18 protein-coding genes and 1 pseudogene are annotated in these 16,304 nt (G+C 32.4%); all 19 read right to left on the reverse strand.

The window, feature by feature from the left end; translation table 11 throughout:
- Positions 1–142 precede the first annotated feature (142 nt).
- A pseudogene (locus DY109_RS12550) lies at positions 143–1,315 on the reverse strand (contractile injection system protein, VgrG/Pvc8 family); the annotation flags it as partial.
- Positions 1,316–1,324: 9 nt separating this feature from the next.
- The gene (locus tag DY109_RS11380; protein ID WP_181894617.1) at positions 1,325–1,474 is read right to left on the reverse strand and encodes a hypothetical protein; all 150 of its coding nucleotides are present in this window, start codon (positions 1,472–1,474) and stop codon (positions 1,325–1,327) included.
- Complete coding sequence (locus DY109_RS04555; RefSeq protein WP_115737793.1) at positions 1,474–1,914, reverse strand: hypothetical protein; 441 nt, start codon at positions 1,912–1,914, stop codon at positions 1,474–1,476. The genes DY109_RS11380 and DY109_RS04555 overlap by 1 nt, the downstream gene beginning before the upstream one ends.
- Positions 1,914–2,198 (reverse strand): hypothetical protein, encoded by a 285-nt coding sequence (locus DY109_RS11965; RefSeq protein ID WP_244916647.1) that lies wholly within the window; start codon positions 2,196–2,198, stop codon positions 1,914–1,916. Before DY109_RS11965 ends, DY109_RS04555 begins: the two co-directional genes overlap by 1 nt.
- Positions 2,179–2,427 (reverse strand): hypothetical protein, encoded by a 249-nt coding sequence (locus DY109_RS04565; protein WP_115737794.1) that lies wholly within the window; start codon positions 2,425–2,427, stop codon positions 2,179–2,181. Before DY109_RS04565 ends, DY109_RS11965 begins: the two co-directional genes overlap by 20 nt.
- 215 nt (positions 2,428–2,642) lie before the next feature.
- Positions 2,643–2,828 (reverse strand): hypothetical protein, encoded by a 186-nt coding sequence (locus tag DY109_RS04570; protein ID WP_034316733.1) that lies wholly within the window; start codon positions 2,826–2,828, stop codon positions 2,643–2,645.
- Entirely contained in the window at positions 2,829–3,302 is a 474-nt protein-coding gene (locus tag DY109_RS04575; protein ID WP_115737795.1) for a hypothetical protein, read from the reverse strand. It abuts the gene before it with no gap.
- Between the two features lie 2 nt (positions 3,303–3,304).
- Positions 3,305–5,482: a DUF6402 family protein gene (locus tag DY109_RS11700; RefSeq protein ID WP_220313935.1), complete on the reverse strand. Its 2,178-nt coding sequence runs from the start codon at positions 5,480–5,482 to the stop codon at positions 3,305–3,307.
- 10 nt (positions 5,483–5,492) lie between these two features.
- The gene (locus DY109_RS04585; protein WP_115737796.1) at positions 5,493–8,453 is read right to left on the reverse strand and encodes a type VI secretion system Vgr family protein; all 2,961 of its coding nucleotides are present in this window, start codon (positions 8,451–8,453) and stop codon (positions 5,493–5,495) included.
- Between the two features lie 97 nt (positions 8,454–8,550).
- The gene (locus tag DY109_RS04590) at positions 8,551–8,973 is read right to left on the reverse strand and encodes a hypothetical protein (RefSeq protein WP_015453674.1); all 423 of its coding nucleotides are present in this window, start codon (positions 8,971–8,973) and stop codon (positions 8,551–8,553) included.
- A 36-nt stretch (positions 8,974–9,009) separates the two neighbouring features.
- Positions 9,010–10,287 (reverse strand): hypothetical protein, encoded by a 1,278-nt coding sequence (locus DY109_RS11970; RefSeq protein WP_244916648.1) that lies wholly within the window; start codon positions 10,285–10,287, stop codon positions 9,010–9,012.
- A gap of 34 nt (positions 10,288–10,321) precedes the next feature.
- Entirely contained in the window at positions 10,322–11,389 is a 1,068-nt protein-coding gene (locus DY109_RS04605; protein ID WP_244916649.1) for a bacteriophage T4 gp5 trimerisation domain-containing protein, read from the reverse strand.
- Entirely contained in the window at positions 11,358–11,807 is a 450-nt protein-coding gene (locus tag DY109_RS04610; protein WP_015453670.1) for a contractile injection system protein, VgrG/Pvc8 family, read from the reverse strand. The genes DY109_RS04605 and DY109_RS04610 overlap by 32 nt, the downstream gene beginning before the upstream one ends.
- An 11-nt stretch (positions 11,808–11,818) precedes the next feature.
- Entirely contained in the window at positions 11,819–11,974 is a 156-nt protein-coding gene (locus tag DY109_RS04615) for a ribonuclease domain-containing protein (RefSeq protein WP_081445339.1), read from the reverse strand.
- A complete protein-coding gene (locus tag DY109_RS04620) occupies positions 11,975–12,346 on the reverse strand; it encodes a hypothetical protein (RefSeq protein WP_244916650.1) in 372 nt (123 codons plus the stop codon).
- Between the two features lie 67 nt (positions 12,347–12,413).
- Entirely contained in the window at positions 12,414–12,854 is a 441-nt protein-coding gene (locus DY109_RS04625; RefSeq protein WP_023947232.1) for a hypothetical protein, read from the reverse strand.
- Position 12,855: 1 nt separating this feature from the next.
- Positions 12,856–13,284 (reverse strand): hypothetical protein, encoded by a 429-nt coding sequence (locus DY109_RS04630; protein ID WP_002957650.1) that lies wholly within the window; start codon positions 13,282–13,284, stop codon positions 12,856–12,858.
- Between the two features lie 10 nt (positions 13,285–13,294).
- Positions 13,295–14,830: a ribonuclease domain-containing protein gene (locus DY109_RS04635; RefSeq protein ID WP_115737798.1), complete on the reverse strand. Its 1,536-nt coding sequence runs from the start codon at positions 14,828–14,830 to the stop codon at positions 13,295–13,297.
- 34 nt (positions 14,831–14,864) lie between these two features.
- Positions 14,865–16,283, reverse strand: a complete 1,419-nt coding sequence (locus tag DY109_RS12555) for a bacteriophage T4 gp5 trimerisation domain-containing protein (RefSeq protein ID WP_425323550.1) — start codon at positions 16,281–16,283, stop codon at positions 14,865–14,867.
- Between the last annotated feature and the right edge of the window lie 21 nt (positions 16,284–16,304).

Genomic DNA, 16,304 nt, shown 5'->3' on the forward strand with positions numbered 1-16,304 from the left:
ATTCATTAATAAGTTCTTGCTCCATTCCTATAATTATAAAATCTCTTAAACTCTCTTTGTTTTCTTTTAAACTTGAGGAGAAGTTTAAAGTAATACTTTCATTTAAAGCTAAATCATAGATATTACTCTGTGCATTGAGACTTTGTTCAATCACTCTTAATCTTTTTTCTTTTAAAGTAATGGGAGTTTTTAAATCACTGCTTTGAGTAAAGGAGGATTCATTGCTATAGTGATGCTCATTTATATGTAAAGAGTGTGTGAAATTATTCTGCTCTCCTTCTTGTAATAAGGAATCACTCTTTAGACTTAAACTTTCTAATGAAAAAGGATTGAGAGCATTCTGGCTACTTTGGCTAAAAGTATGAGCTCTTAAAGATTGAAGTTTAGAGACACTAGAGATACAAGGTTCATTTAAAGTGTTATTCACATTAGGATTAAAAGTAAGTTCTCTACTAGAGTGTCTTTGTGCGCTATCATAAAAGCATATACTCCCTCTCACATCACAAAAGTATATGCCATTATTATGGGCTAATCTTGTGATGAAGTCTAAATCACTCTCCTCATATTGAGAAATAAGTTCTAACTTTGGATAGTGTAAAGCAATCCCAGAGAAATCCAAAGGTTTGATTAAATCGTGTGTATAAAAGTTGAGTGTAGAATGTATGGCTTCTATAACACTCTTATTGGTATAGATTCTATTTGCTTTATTTAAAGACATTCTATAAAGAGAAGAGCAAAGAGTAAGCTTAAAGAAATGCTTATGATTTAAAGAGGGGGTAAGATTACCTCTATGAAACACATTTGCACTACTTTGAGTATTTAATCCTAGATACTCTACAAAGCAGAGTATGCCTTGATATTCTTTTATCCTCCCTAAAGAATCTAAAGATTCTTGAGAGTTTTTAGAATCTTTACTTGTTTGATTATGATGAGTGTCTTTGTTTTTATTCTTAGCACTCTTGATAGTATCTTTAAGAGATTCTAAAGTAGAGGGTAGGGCATTGTTTATAAAATCTAAAGTGTGAGAAGTAGAGTGTGATTGAGGATAGGGATTGCTGATTTTAAAGGTTGCTTGCTTGTTAATTAAAGCATTGGGGTGAAAGTTTAAAGTGCTCTCCTTATGTGGGAAAGAGTTAAAAGTGTTCCCTTGGTCTTTCCTTGAAGAGTTGAAAAAGTCTAAAGTAAAAGGATGCTCTTCTAAGCTTTCTATATATCCTTCACACTCAATTCTCCATAAGGATTCTAAACTCTCTTTAATATGGGCTTTAGTGATAGTAAAAGAGAGGGAATCTATACTCAGTTGTAGATAAGACATAGGGGTCCTTTAAATATGTTTTATCTCTATTACCCGAGCACTTTTGCTAAAGATTCTATAATCAAGTCCAAAGTGAAAGTTATTTTGGTAGTCTTGGTAATTTTGATTGATAATGTAGTATTTGTTTTGTTGTGCTGATTGTTTGATGGTAGTTTGCATTATCTACCCCCAAGACCAATTAATGAAGTGCCATAAAATAAAATAAAAAATGGACTAGCAATTACATTATCTACAAATATAATACAGAATATAAGAAATACAAAAAGAGATTCTAGAATATTCATTTTATGCTTAGAATCTGTGTTTAAAACAGGAAGTAAAGTTAGAGTAATTGTTGTTATCCCTGTGGCTGCAATATTTAGCAACAAAAGCCAATCCCACCCAAAATATAAAATCGCACAAGTTGTGCCTAATAAAATCGTAATAATCCATAGCATAAAAAATCGTTTTGAACAAAATATAGCATTGAAAAACTCTATTTTATTCAACATCCTGATAATAAAAGGCATAATGATAAAATAAAAAATCCAAGTAATGGCTAAAACTAAATTATCAAAATCAGATATTCCCTGCTTGAGCCACATATAAAGCAGCACCATTACAAAACCCCTAATTTCAAATTAACACAATTATTATGTTTTATCTCTATTACCCGAGCACTTTTGCTAAAGATTCTATAATCAAGTCCAAAGTGAAAGTTATTTTGGTAGTCTTGGTAATTTTGATTGATGATGTAGTATAGATTATGCTTTTTACTATATTCAATAGTCCTATTCATATCTTGTTCTATTCTTTGTGCGTCCATACTAGCAAATTTGGCAGTTATAAAATGTGGCAAGTCTTTGTATGCTTTATACATAAGATTATCTCGCCAATATTCCATTATTCATAATACTTTCTTTAAGCATTGCTCCAAGTATTACAAATGGAGAGCAAGCCATTATATCCACTAGCAATAATCCAATCAACAATGAAGTCATAACAAATATAATAATATTTTGTGTCAATCCAAAATGAATACCTGATGTGTTATTGCATAAATGAAATTTTAATAGCATTCCATAGATTTGCATTCCACCACCACTTATAAAAGCAAGTAAAAATAAAGGCATTGTATCTATATCCCTTTTGATGTATATAATATAATATAAGCATACAACTATTATTCCGCACACATATCCCGATAAAAAACTCTTGAGAGCAAATATTTCGTAGAAAAAAACTTTTTGATTTATGTATTTCAACACAGGAAACATAATAAAGAAATAAAATACCCACCCTATTAACAAGATAAGGTAATGTGGGTAGATATGAAAATAAACAAAACTCACAGCTCACCACCCTGAAAGATAATTGTCAAATCCTCATTTTTTAGAATCTCTATTACCTTAGCACTTTTACTAAAGATTCTATAATCTAGTCCGAATTTAAAATGAGTTTGGTAGTCTTGGTAATTTTGATTGATGATGTAGTATTTATCTTGTTGTGCTGATTGTTTCATAATACTTTGCATTTATCTAGCTCCAATACCAAAAAGTGGATTTACTGCATAAAAAAGGAGAAAGGGATTTAGCATAAATATATCTGCAAGTATAACACCACAAATACTCACACTTCCCACAAAAATACCTATCGTTTTACCAAGAGAATATCTTTTTTTATTTTTTTCTTTACAATATATGAGAATTAATACAAGTGGATTATAAAAAGCTCCTGCTAATAAGCTCCCTATAATAAATAGTATCAATACATAATCGATTGATAGCTTCAGAAGTACCACAAAGGCTAATACACAGACAGTGTAAGCTACTAATAAGCCAAATATAAACGCTGTGGAAGAAAGGATATAATGTATAGACTCTATTTTATTCCATCTTGCAATTAATAAGGGAAGAATAAAAGCATAAAAAAGCAATAATATCCATAGAATACATAGAATAATATTTTTATTTGCTTCAGAATACAGAGAAAATACATACATTGCCATTATCAAACCCCTAGTGTTATAGTGATTAAATGATTATTTTTTAGAATCTTAATCATTTTGGCACTCTTACTAAAGATTCTATAATCTAGCCCAAATTTAAAATGGGTTTGGTAATCTTGATAGTTTTGGTTGATGATGTAGTATTTGTTCATCATATATCCTTTATTAATTATATCTAACATTTCGTCCAAACTATCAATAAAGTCATGTTTCTTATATAAGCCCAAATGTTGCATAGCTTCATACTGATTAAACTTTACTTCATTATAATCCCACATACCCACAGGCTGATAGGACTGGTCGCTAAAATCAAAGCTATCATAGATATAGCAAAGCAAAGAATCTATACAGCATTCTAGTAGATTCTCTTGCTTTGTATTTCTTTGTATCGTAAAAGTATGCGGTAGATAATAGATGCTAAATTTCCCTGTGATAGCGTATAGGGCTATGGTGCTTTTAGCATAGGGGGTATTATCTAGGAGTTGGTTAAATTCTTGTTCAGATTTTCTCATTGTTTGAAAGCCTTTTACATAGTTGCTTAATGTCGCTCCCTCTTTCATATCCACCCCCATATACTTGGCAAAAGTCTCGTCTGTTAATGGATAGCTTTGTAGATGTAATCTAGCAAATTCGTGTGGCTGGCAATCTATGAGGAGTTTTACCTTTTGATTATTATAGATAAATGCTTTGCTGCTTTCTTTTGTGATATTTGTATCTATGGGGATAATACCAAAGCAATCTTTAAAAGCAAAGGTATCTTTGAGGCTATTTGCCCTCTCTTGCATTTTATCTAAAAGCATAACCACTTGAAAGGTTTGTTTTTGCACTGATGTATCACTAAAGACTTTTTGTATTTCTTGTGCTTGGTGTGTATTTTGTAAAAACTTCTTTACTTCAACCTTAAAATTGTCTGTAATGATATGCGTAGCTTTATCTTGCATATATATGCCATTATCATTTCTAACGCCTAAAATTTTAGATTCTAAATCCTTTATCATAGGGAATTGTAGATAAAGATTATCCCAATCTAGTTCAGCATAATACTCCATTGTGTCTTGTGCGTTTTGCTTAAAAGAAAGCTTTTGTATCTTTATCTCCTCAAAATCACTTAGAATCTCATATAAATCGTCATCATCAATGACTATGTCTTTGCTACTTGCATAACGTAATCCCTTATTTGCGGCAAATCTATCTTGCTTGACAAAATCGTTAGGATTTTTGGGATTATCATGCCAAAGTCTTTGAAGTAGATAGCTTGTGCCCCAACCTAGAATTTTAGCTTGAATGTTTAGAGTTTGCATTTCTTTTGTGAATTTTTGCTCGCCTTGTGTGAGACTTGTATCCTTTTGCATTCTTAATGTTTCTGCTAAAGTGCCATCAATTACTATTTGTGGATAATCGTCAGTATGTATTATCTGGCATACTTCCCAATGTGGATTATGTTTGTAGGCAAAGATAGCAATACTTTTGTTTTTCCATTCTTGTGTATCTGGTATAGCAAATCCTATACTTTCTGTTTGCAAAAGTTGTAAAATCTCATCATTAGATTGTATTGGTTCTGTAATCTTATCGGTAATAGGAATATTTGTAGGCACATAAGACCTAGCATTGCTAAATAAGATATACTTTACTCCCTCTACCTTACCTGTTTTTTGTATGTGTTGCTCCCCTCTATTAAGTATCTTGTATCCCCATTTAATCTCTTGAGGTTTTACCTTATTCTCATCATACTGAGCTTTAAGCATTACTCTATTGCCTGTTTTATAAAAATTTTTCTTTATTGAGTGTCTAATGTCTTGTAATAAAAATTCATCAGATTCTATAACAACCTTTTGCACTGCAAAATTGGATAATTTATGCTCAAATGTTGCATGGCATAAATGTCCATACTCATAACTTCTACATAGCCTCCTGTAATTATCCTTTGGTTTTGCTTGATAATCTTGGTGGCTTATTCTAATCTCAAAACTTTGTGTGTTTTCTTGCAGTTTTTCTTTACTATCAAACACAACTTCGCCATTTGCATTTGTTTTTTCATCAAGTTCAATATCATACTTAGTTTTATTTTTTATACCAATAAGTCTGACTTTTGCATTAACAATAGGATTATCTTGCATATCTCTAATGCGTATGCGTATAGTCTCTTTGCTATATTCTTGTGTGTTTTGTGTCTTTGACATATATTATTTCCTATTCACTCTTAACTTCTCCACCTTTTACCACTAAACCATTAGAATCTATGACTACTTCTACTCCACCAGCTTTGAGGATTATTGTATCACTTGTTGCGTAAATAGTGGTTTCATTAATCTTTAAATTAATAGTATTACCTGCATTGATAGAATAATCACTTGTTGCTTCTGATACAATATTATCAGCTATAAAAGTAGCATTTTCATCTGTTTCAAGTCCCATAGAAGCATTAGATGTAAATAAAAGATTCCCTTTAGTCCTAAGTGTAGTTTCATTAGTAGATTCTATATTGATACTATCTTCAACTTGCAAATGATATTCTTTACCTACCACCTCCCTCTTATTCCCCCCTACATTCCTATTCTCATCTTGCTTAATACTTGTATTGAGGTTTGCTTGTATCTCTACACTCTTATCCTCTCCTACATACTCACTACTATCCTTAGCTACTCTAAGTTTATTACTTGCTCCTACATTTAAAGTATGACTTAATCCTACAATGGTATCTTTAGATAAAGCCACATTTGTATTATATTCTCCTCCAATACTTACAATCTTTGCTAAATCTATGGTTTGCGTATGAATCTTTTTAATCCTTTCATTATATGCTCCCTCTACTATGGAATCTTTATTATTCTGTATCTTTTGAGTGAAGTTATGTTTAATGAGTTCTTCATAATCTCTTTGTGCTTGAAGATAGATTTGTTCTTTCTCTTTTATATTAGAGAGCGTGATTTCATTTAATCCAGATTCTACTATAGAAGAGTTTGTATCCTCTGTCTCTTTTGTATTATTAAGAGTTCTTGCACTTAAACTTGTTTGATGAGCATTTAAAGGCAAAGGAGGCAAGGCAGGATTACTTTGGTTATACAGACTAGCACTGATATAAGGCTTATCTATATCCTCATCAAAGAAACTTACAATCACTTCATCTCCCACTCTTGGAGTATGATACAAACCTGAACTTATACTTGCAATAGGAGAGCTTACTCTAAGATAAGGAGAGTAATGATAAGAGTAGGCTTTCATTTGTGAATTGTTACTATCCACATCATTGTTTGTTGTATGATTTTCTTGTGAGTGTATATTCTCCTCTGTCTGTGTTGTATTGCTTAAAGTATCATTGGTTGTTTGTGTATGAGTGTTAGTATTTCCATTAATGTTTTGAAGAGTGCCTTGTGAATGGTTATTCTCTATATTTTTTCCTTGAACATTATTTTGTTCTTTCACTCTTGCATTATCTATAACCTCTTGAGAAGCAAAGCAATTTATTCGGACCTTTACTCTACCAAAGTTATCTGTATGAATAGTATTTCTTTCTCCATCTATATCCTCACTCTCTCCAATAACAACTCCTAAAGTGCTACTAGGAGCTTTAGGCTTACTCTTTAAAGAGGGAGTATAGCTAAAGGTAATAGGTAAAAGGGTGAGGGTATTACTATAAGAGTGAGATTTACCTAAAGAAGAAGGAGAAGAAAGAGATTCTAAAGCATTAGAAGTATTTTGAGTGAGGGGATTAAAGCTTTCATTCCCTTTGTTTATCTGCTCTGTATTCATTAAAGAAGTAACACTTTCTTTTAAATGTTTTGCATTCTCTTTTTTAATGGCATTATCATTAGAATTAAAGTTATTCTCTAATAAAGATTCATTAATAAGTTCTTGCTCCATTCCTATAATTATAAAATCTCTTAAACTCTCTTTGTTTTCTTTTAAACTTGAGGAGAAGTTTAAAGTAATACTTTCATTTAAAGCTAAATCATAGATATTACTCTGTGCATTGAGACTTTGTTCAATCACTCTTAATCTTTTTTCTTTTAAAGTAATGGGAGTTTTTAAATCACTGCTTTGAGTAAAGGAGGATTCATTGCTATAGTGATGCTCATTTATATGTAAAGAGTGTGTGAAATTATTCTGCTCTCCTTCTTGTAATAAGGAATCACTCTTTAGACTTAAACTTTCTAATGAAAAAGGATTGAGAGCATTCTGGCTACTTTGGCTAAAAGTATGAGCTCTTAAAGATTGAAGTTTAGAGACACTAGAGATACAAGGTTCATTTAAAGTGTTATTCACATTAGGATTAAAAGTAAGTTCTCTACTAGAGTGTCTTTGTGCGCTATCATAAAAGCATATACTCCCTCTCACATCACAAAAGTATATGCCATTATTATGGGCTAATCTTGTGATGAAGTCTAAATCACTCTCCTCATATTGAGAAATAAGTTCTAACTTTGGATAGTGTAAAGCAATCCCAGAGAAATCCAAAGGTTTGATTAAATCGTGTGTATAAAAGTTGAGTGTAGAATGTATGGCTTCTATAACACTCTTATTGGTATAGATTCTATTTGCTTTATTTAAAGACATTCTATAAAGAGAAGAGCAAAGAGTAAGCTTAAAGAAATGCTTATGATTTAAAGAGGGGGTAAGATTACCTCTATGAAACACATTTGCACTACTTTGAGTATTTAATCCTAGATACTCTACAAAGCAGAGTATGCCTTGATATTCTTTTATCCTCCCTAAAGAATCTAAAGATTCTTGAGAGTTTTTAGAATCTTTACTTGTTTGATTATGATGAGTGTCTTTGTTTTTATTCTTAGCACTCTTGATAGTATCTTTAAGAGATTCTAAAGTAGAGGGTAGGGCATTGTTTATAAAATCTAAAGTGTGAGAAGTAGAGTGTGATTGAGGATAGGGATTGCTGATTTTAAAGGTTGCTTGCTTGTTAATTAAAGCATTGGGGTGAAAGTTTAAAGTGCTCTCCTTATGTGGGAAAGAGTTAAAAGTGTTCCCTTGGTCTTTCCTTGAAGAGTTGAAAAAGTCTAAAGTAAAAGGATGCTCTTCTAAGCTTTCTATATATCCTTCACACTCAATTCTCCATAAGGATTCTAAACTCTCTTTAATATGGGCTTTAGTGATAGTAAAAGAGAGGGAATCTATACTCAGTTGTAGATAAGACATAAGGGTCCTTTAAAAGAGAAATACTACTAAGAATATTGGCTTTACTTTTAGGGAGAGGTAAGGCATAGATAATCCTTAGTAACCTTTTAGGTTTTGATTAATAGTGTTTGGGTTGCCAATCACTAGAAGTATCATCAGTAGATTCTATCTCACCTTTTTCTACAAGCATATTAAGCACATCGCAGAGGTCTTGCATAATTTTTTCTAGTGTTTTATTTTCCGTATTGTCTGGGTTTTCTATAAACTTGGCTCGTATAGTATTTTCCCCTGTTATGACGTCCCATATCCATACATAAGGTTTATCATTGATTGTAAAATTCCAAATGCTCACATCAGGACCCAAAAGATAATCTTCATTTAATACAACATTGTAATGTTTGTATTGTGCCAATGCTTTAATACAAAAAGGACAAACTTCTTCTTCACAATAGAAATTCTCTATTGTGAAATCTAAATGATTAACTCTTTTCCAAAGATACTTTGAATAGGAAATCCTTTTCGTTTCTTTAGTTTTATCCATTATCTTTCTCCTTATCCAATTAAACATAACAATTCATTATTGTGGTTTGATACCAAACTTGCTATTAACATCAGGATTAGTGCGTTGTGAAGCCTCAATGGTATAATTATAAATATCCTCCATTTTTGTCAATCCTTTTCTTTTTTTCACATATTCTATCCATTCCTCCCAAGTTTTGTTTTTTCTGTCATTTTCAAGTTCTTCTGCTTTTTTCCTATCTTTCATAGCGTCTCTTGTGTCCTTTCTAGCTTGATTGCGAAAATTAAAATGAAATCTTGCTCTTTCTTCAAGTGTTATAATTTTATCGCCCAATTCTTTGATTTTTGGTAGTTGCGTATTAACATACCATTCTCTTGCTTCTTTATTGTTCAAAGATTCTCTAGCAATTCCTTGAGATTCTCTATTTTCTCTGCGTACATATCTATTACCCTGCAATTCTGAAGCAAATTTTACACCCTTGATTATTGCATTCCTTCCCACAACCCCTACAATCCCTATTACATACCCACTTACATCAACAAGCCCCTCCTCTTTGTATTCAATAGGTGCATAGATATGTAGCGTATTGCCCACCTTATGATTGGGATTCTCTATATAGGCATAAATCCTTATTGTTTGATTGAGCCATTCTTGTTTTAGATTTAATATTATTTCTTCTCCTTTAAGTTCATAGTCATCTTTGTTTTTAAGTATCTGAAATGCTACATTATCTTTTACAGGTTGGGATTCATTTGGATTGCCTATGATAATACCCCACTTCGTCTCTTTCTTTTGCTCTTTATAAGCTTGTTTTTGTTTATTGCTTTGTTTATCTTTGTTTGGGATAGTGTCTTGGTTATAGTAAGCTTTGAGATAAATTTGTAAATGATTGATTGCTTGTAGTGCTTCTTGTTCTGCAAATGTATTATTGTCTATATTGTATGTTCTTTTTGGTAGGCATATTGTATTTGCCCTATTATCCTCACAAGTATTTTGTATTTGTTCTCTTATTTCTACATATACATTGCTTACTAAAAGTTTCTCTTGATAGTGAAATTCTAAGGTATGATATTTTCCTCTATGTGCCTCTCTAATACAAAAAGAATCTGTTTTTGGTTTAGAGTGATAATGAGAATGTTGTATCTCTACTTTAAAAGCGTGGCAATCTTTAAGATTCTCTATATCATCTAAAATAACTTCCCCATTTGCACTCTCTTGATTATAGAGAATCTTATCACTTCTTCTTTCAATTATTTTTATAGTAGCATTGTGTATAGGATTATAATACACATCTCTTATTTGTATTTTTATAGGTTCAGAATTAAGCTTTGACATTACAATATCCTATTCATTCCTTTTTCCTTTCCCCTCACTCCGCTTTAATCTCCCCACCTTTAACTATAAGTCCTTTAGAATCTATGACTACTTCTACTCCACCAGCTTTAATAATGATAGAGTTGCCTTTTGCGACAATAGAGGTATCTTTAACTTGAATAGTCGCTTCAGTATTAGCATTAAGAGTATAATTAGAATCTGCTATCATTGTTACATTATCAGCAACCATTATAGCAGCAGTTTCAGATTCTAAACTTAAAGATTGTGGTGAGGATAGATGAATATTTTCATTGGAGTGGATAGCTATTTCGCCTTGTGTTTGGATATTAAGTTTTTTATTAATGACTATATCATTATCCCCCTCTATGATTGTCTCACTATTGCCTTTAATAATCATCTGTGAATCTTTCTCAATAGTAGTGTTGTTATTCCCCCCTATCTCTACCCTTTTATCTTCCCCTACACTCTCACTACTATCCTTACCTACTCTTAGTGTGTTATCTCCTCCTACATTAAGGCTATTACTTAATCCTACTAAAGTATCTTTAGAGAGTGTTACATTAGTTAGGTATTCTCCTCCTACTTTGACACTCTTAGTGAGAGTGATATTTTGACTATGGGTTTTGTGGATAGATTCTGTATAGTTACCTAATGTGATAGAATCTTTGTTATTGTGAATAGTTTGAGAGAAGTTATTATTTATAGATTGTGTATAGTCTTTTTGTGCTTTTAGTGTTATGACTTCTTTATTTTTTTCATTGCTTAGAGTGATTTCATTTCTGCCTTGTTCATTTACGCCTATGGTTTTAGAGCTAAGTGTTGTGATATGGTCTTGTATTGGTAAATGTGCTAGGCTAGGATTGGTTAGGTTATAGAGGCTACCTGATATATAAGGCTTATCTATGTCATTATCCATATACGAGATTATGACTTCATCTCCTACTCTAGGTGTATGATAGAATCCTGAACGATTAGAGGCTATGGGAGTAGAGACTCTTAGAAAAGGAGAGTAAGAATAACAATAAGGAGGATTGGTTTGTTTTGCAATAGATTCTTGGGGATTAGCCTCTTTAGAGTGTAGAGAAAGGTGCTTGTATATCATCTTGTGGGCTAAAGCTAGTTTGTGTCCTATATTCGTGTTGGTTATACAGGATAGGAGCAGAATCTATATGATGATGTAGGGATTGTGCATAGAGAGGATAGGCAGCATTGATTGAGCTTTGGCTAAAGCTATTAGGCACAATAGTATCTTGTTTAAAAAAAGAGTGAATACATAATTCATTGAGTGTATTATTGGGATTAGGATTATAGGGAATGGTTGTAGGGAGTGATTGTTTATACTCATCACAAAAATATATGGTGTTAGTATCTTCATAAAAGTATATGCCATTATTATGAGCTATTCTTGTGATAAAGGCTAAATCGGATTCATTGTATTTGTCCTCTATGAGTTCCTTTGGTATCTCACTTTCACTTTGTATGGTGTAGATTCCATATTGCATATCGTATAACTTTGGCATTGCACTATCCTTTACTTTGGTGTGATATGTATAAAATTTTCATAATGGTCTTTTGTGTAGTAGACATCTCCTGTTTGGGTGTCTCTTACAAATCTTGGCGAATCTCGTCCATTTGTTACATCAAATTCCCTATATGTCCCCTCTGGTTTTTTGAGGGAGTATGGAATCTAACCTACTAAATAAATGTTAAAGTCTTTGGGTTCGCCACCAAGACTGCATTCTACAACTTCATAAGCCCAATAGTCGCAAGTGTTTTGAAAATCTGACAAAAGTTCATTTTTTTCTTCTTTACTATCTCTATCTAATGCCTTACTCCAATTCTCCACAATCAAGGCAAAGGAATTAAATCCAGCATCTAAGAGCCAATCTAACTCTTCTATCCAACAATACCAAGGATTCCCCGGTTCATCTAGCCAAAACATACTTTCATCAGTTGGCGTTTGAAAGGCTTTCTTAGCTGTCTTTTCAAATTCATCGTAAGTATGTAATTTTGAGCCATCTAATTTAACGACAAACAAGTCTTTATCATCTTTTAACATTACCTCGTCCATACTTTTGAGAGTATAGACTTTGTTATCTTTTTTATCTTTCATTGTGTAGAGCATATTATCCTACTAAATAAATGTTAAAGTCTTTGGGTTCAACATTGCCAAGACTAGATTCAACAATCTCATATCCCCAAAAATCACAAGTAAATTTAAAATCGTCCAAAAGCCATTCCTCTTTCTTTTTAATATCCCTATCCAATGCCTTACTCCAATTCTCCACAATCAAGGCAAAGGAATTAAATCCAGCATCTAAAAGCCAATCTAAATATTCCATCCAACAAACCCAAGGATTCCCCGGCACATTAAGCCAATGCATACTCTCATCAGTGGGTGTCTGAAAGGCTTTCTTGGCTGCTTTTTCAAATTCATCGTAAGTATGCAATTTTGAGCCATCAAGTCTAACGACAAACAAGTCTTTATCATCTTTTAACATTACCTCGTCCATACTTTTGAGAGTATAGACTTTGTTATCTTTTTTGTCTTTCATTGTGTAGAGCATATTATCCTACCAAATAAATGTTAAAGTCTTTGGGTTCGCCACCAAGACTGCATTCTACAACTTCATAAGCCCAATAGTCGCAAGTTTCTTGAAAATTATATAAAAGAAATTCTTTTTCCTCTTTACTATCTCTATCTAATGCCTTACTCCAATTCTCGACAATCAAGGCAAAGGAATTAAATCCAGCATCTAAGAGCCAATCTAACTCTTCTATCCAACAAACCCAAGGATTCCCCGGTTCATCTAACCAAAACATATTTTCATCAGTAGGGGTTTGAAAAGCAGCTTTAGCTACTTTTTCAAACATATCAAAAGTGTGTAACTTTGAGCCATCTAATCTTACTACAAACAAATCTTTATCATCTTTTAACATTACTTCGTCCATACTTTTTAAAGTATAGATTCTATTGTCTTTTTTGGTGTAGTTCATACTATCCTCCTTATTCTATGATTTTAATGAATGTTTCATAATGGTCTGTGGTGTAATATACATCTCCTGTTTGAGTATCTCTTACAAATCGTCCTGCACTATGCCGATTACTAATATCGAATCTCTTATATGTCCCCTCTGGTTTTTGAGGGAGTATAGAATCTCTATTATGAAAAATTTTGCCTGCTCTCACTTCATTTTTGCTACTTACCCCCTTACCTTGTCCCGGATACATTCCTTGCCACTTATGTGCTTTATAATTATGATAAGTTTCTTGCGTCTCTTTAGGCAGAGTATGGAGCTTGACTTCTTTTATAGGCTTAGATTCTGTTTTTTTGTTTTGTTTATCCTTTTTATCTTTTATAGCAAGTCTCTTGCTTGTGTATGCCCTTGCTTTCTTTGCTATGTTGGCATTGCCTCTTAGCAGTTTTAATCCCCATTTGCCTATATTGAGGGCTATCCTCACGCCTCTTGCAAGAGGGATAAGAGAGATGACTTCTATGGCTACATCTACCCAATCAATTCTTGAATCTTTGTGTAAAAAGAGTTTATCCTCTTTATCCTCATCATACATAATAGTGTAGCTTGTTTCTTGTAGCTCTATATCTACCCCCACATCACTCTTAGGACTCTCTATATACGCAAAGAATCTAACTTGCTTATCCTGCCATTCCTCTTTGTAATAAATGTCTATTTCCTCGCCTAAGAGATAGTCTTTAGATTCTGTGATATTAGAATCTTTGCTTGTGTTATTTGTGCTTTTAGATTCTATACTTGTTGGGTTATTGTGTATGTGTGAAGTATTTGCTTGTGTAGTATGTGTTGTGGATTCTGTATGCGTATTCTTTATATTATTATTTGTAGGACAATATTCTTTAGTGATTCTAATAAATTCTTTGAGTTTTGTTAAGGGAATAGTAGAATCTTTTGTGAGTTCTTTCAGTGTAGAATCTATGTCTTTGTCTTTATCAAAGAGTATATAGCCCCATTTTGTTTGTGTCTTTTGCTCTTTATAAGCTTGTTTTTGTTTATTGCTTTGTTTATCTTTGTTTGGGATAGTGTCTTGGTTATAGTAAGCTTTGAGATAAATTTGTAAATGATTGATTGCTTGTAGTGCTTCTTGTTCTGCAAATGTATTATTGTCTATATTGTATGTTCTTTTTGGTAGGCATATTGTATTTGCCCTATTATCCTCACAAGTATTTTGTATTTGTTCTCTTATTTCTACATATACATTGCTTACTAAAAGTTTCTCTTGATAGTGAAATTCTAAGGTATGATATTTTCCTCTATGTGCCTCTCTAATACAAAAAGAATCTGTTTTTGGTTTAGAGTGATAATGAGAATGTTGTATCTCTACTTTAAAAGCGTGGCAATCTTTAAGATTCTCTATATCATCTAAAATAACTTCCCCATTTGCACTCTCTTGATTATAGAGAATCTTATCACTTCTTCTTTCAATTATTTTTATAGTAGCATTGTGTATAGGATTATAATACACATCTCTTATTTGTATTTTTATAGGTTCAGAATTAAGCTTTGACATTACAATATCCTATTCATTCCTTTTTCCTTTCCCCTCACTCCGCTTTAATCTCCCCACCTTTAACTATAAGTCCTTTAGAATCTATGACTACTTCTACTCCACCAGCTTTAATAATGATAGAGTTGCCTTTTGCGACAATAGAGGTATCTTTAACTTGAATAGTCGCTTCAGTATTAGCATTAAGAGTATAATTAGAATCTGCTATCATTGTTACATTATCAGCAACCATTATAGCAGCAGTTTCAGATTCTAAACTTAAAGATTGTGGTGAGGATAGATGAATATTTTCATTGGAGTGGATAGCTATTTCGCCTTGTGTTTGGATATTAAGTTTTTTATTAATGACTATATCATTATCCCCCTCTATGATTGTCTCACTATTGCCTTTAATAATCATCTGTGAATCTTTCTCAATAGTAGTGTTGTTATTCCCCCCTATCTCCACCTCCTTATCCTCTCCTACATACTCACTACTATCCTTAGCTACTCTAAGTTTATTACTTGCTCCTACATTTAAAGTATGACTTAATCCTACAATGGTATCTTTAGATAAAGCCACATTTGTATTATATTCTCCTCCAATACTTACAATCTTTGCTAAATCTATGGTTTGCGTATGAATCTTTTTAATCCTTTCATTATATGCTCCCTCTACTATGGAATCTTTATTATTCTGTATCTTTTGAGTGAAGTTATGTTTAATGAGTTCTTCATAATCTCTTTGTGCTTGAAGATAGATTTGTTCTTTCTCTTTTATATTAGAGAGCGTGATTTCATTTAATCCAGATTCTACTATAGAAGAGTTTGTATCCTCTGTCTCTTTTGTATTATTAAGAGTTCTTGCACTTAAACTTGTTTGATGAGCATTTAAAGGCAAAGGAGGCAAGGCAGGATTACTTTGGTTATACAGACTAGCACTGATATAAGGCTTATCTATATCCTCATCAAAGAAACTTACAATCACTTCATCTCCCACTCTTGGAGTATGATACAAACCTGAACTTATACTTGCAATAGGAGAGCTTACTCTAAGATAAGGAGAGTAATGATAAGAGTAGGCTTTCATTTGTGAATTGTTACTATCCACATCATTGTTTGTTGTATGATTTTCTTGTGAGTGTATATTCTCCTCTGTCTGTGTTGTATTGCTTAAAGTATCATTGGTTGTTTGTGTATGAGTGTTAGTATTTCCATTAATGTTTTGAAGAGTGCCTTGTGAATGGTTATTCTCTATATTTTTTCCTTGAACATTATTTTGTTCTTTCACTCTTGCATTATCTATAACCTCTTGAGAAGCAAAGCAATTTATTCGGACCTTTACTCTACCAAAGTTATCTGTATGAATAGTATTTCTTTCTCCATCTATATCCTCACTCTCTCCAATAACAACTCCTAAAGTGCTACTAGGAGCTTTAGGCTTACTCTTTAAAGAGGGAGTATAGCTAAAGGTAATAGGTAAAAGGGTGAGGGTATT

Origin of the sequence: Helicobacter fennelliae (genome assembly GCF_900451005.1) — a bacterium.
Lineage (GTDB): Bacteria > Campylobacterota > Campylobacteria > Campylobacterales > Helicobacteraceae > Helicobacter_B > Helicobacter_B fennelliae.

Bases quoted from the DNA above. Each gene is read 5' to 3' on its own strand.
- DY109_RS11380 (WP_181894617.1), bottom strand. From the start codon at position 1,474: ATGCAAACTACCATCAAACAATCAGCACAACAAAACAAATACTACATT.
- DY109_RS04555 (WP_115737793.1), bottom strand. From the start codon at position 1,914: ATGGTGCTGCTTTATATGTGGCTCAAGCAGGGAATATCTGATTTTGAT.
- DY109_RS11965 (WP_244916647.1), bottom strand. From the start codon at position 2,198: ATGGAATATTGGCGAGATAATCTTATGTATAAAGCATACAAAGACTTG.
- DY109_RS04565 (WP_115737794.1), bottom strand. From the start codon at position 2,427: ATGCCTTTATTTTTACTTGCTTTTATAAGTGGTGGTGGAATGCAAATC.
- DY109_RS04570 (WP_034316733.1), bottom strand. From the start codon at position 2,828: ATGCAAAGTATTATGAAACAATCAGCACAACAAGATAAATACTACATC.
- DY109_RS04575 (WP_115737795.1), bottom strand. From the start codon at position 3,302: ATGGCAATGTATGTATTTTCTCTGTATTCTGAAGCAAATAAAAATATT.
- DY109_RS11700 (WP_220313935.1), bottom strand. From the start codon at position 5,482: ATGTCAAAGACACAAAACACACAAGAATATAGCAAAGAGACTATACGC.
- DY109_RS04585 (WP_115737796.1), bottom strand. From the start codon at position 8,453: ATGTCTTATCTACAACTGAGTATAGATTCCCTCTCTTTTACTATCACT.
- DY109_RS04590 (WP_015453674.1), bottom strand. From the start codon at position 8,973: ATGGATAAAACTAAAGAAACGAAAAGGATTTCCTATTCAAAGTATCTT.
- DY109_RS11970 (WP_244916648.1), bottom strand. From the start codon at position 10,287: ATGTCAAAGCTTAATTCTGAACCTATAAAAATACAAATAAGAGATGTG.
- DY109_RS04605 (WP_244916649.1), bottom strand. From the start codon at position 11,389: ATGATATACAAGCACCTTTCTCTACACTCTAAAGAGGCTAATCCCCAA.
- DY109_RS04610 (WP_015453670.1), bottom strand. From the start codon at position 11,807: ATGCCAAAGTTATACGATATGCAATATGGAATCTACACCATACAAAGT.
- DY109_RS04620 (WP_244916650.1), bottom strand. From the start codon at position 12,346: ATGTTAAAAGATGATAAAGACTTGTTTGTCGTTAAATTAGATGGCTCA.
- DY109_RS04625 (WP_023947232.1), bottom strand. From the start codon at position 12,854: ATGCTCTACACAATGAAAGACAAAAAAGATAACAAAGTCTATACTCTC.
- DY109_RS04630 (WP_002957650.1), bottom strand. From the start codon at position 13,284: ATGAACTACACCAAAAAAGACAATAGAATCTATACTTTAAAAAGTATG.
- DY109_RS04635 (WP_115737798.1), bottom strand. From the start codon at position 14,830: ATGTCAAAGCTTAATTCTGAACCTATAAAAATACAAATAAGAGATGTG.